General features: G+C 77.7%; 1 pseudogene. It reads left to right on the forward strand.

The features are described 5' to 3' along the window. Positions 1–493, forward strand: a pseudogene (locus D7X55_RS40430) (hypothetical protein); the annotation flags it as partial.

A 493-nucleotide genomic window follows, 5' to 3' on the forward strand; every position in this document is an offset into this window, starting at 1 on the left:
AGCATCGGTAGGACGGTGCCTGGCGCGGCCACCCCGGGGACCGGCAACACGGTGGGGGCGCCCGGGGCGACGACCGCCACGGTGCCCTCGGCGCCGACGCTGCCTTCGGCGGCCCCGCCGACGTTCAGCGGCACGTTCGGGCCCACGGCTCCGGCGGATCCGCCGGCGGTGGTGGCGGGTGTGCAGCCGGGCGTCACCGGCACGGTGGGGCAGGGGACCTTCGCCACGCCGCCGACGGTGGGGGGCGTGTCCGTGGGTGGCTTCACCACGCCGCAGCTGTCCGCGCCCGACTTCAACAACTTCGTGGGCACCAGCCAGGTCAGCCCGGGCCTCATCGCCACGGTGCCGCCGCTGTCGCAGTCCCCGGGCACGCCGTCGGCGCCCATCCTGGGCACGCCCGCGCCGCTCAACACGGCGGCTCCCACGCCGCTGGTGAGCACGCCCGCGCCGCTCAATGCGTCGCCGGGCACCGCGCTGCCGGCCACGCCAGCCC

The sequence above is a fragment of the Corallococcus sp. AB049A genome, assembly GCF_003668885.1.
Classification (GTDB): Bacteria; Myxococcota; Myxococcia; order Myxococcales; family Myxococcaceae; genus Corallococcus; species Corallococcus interemptor.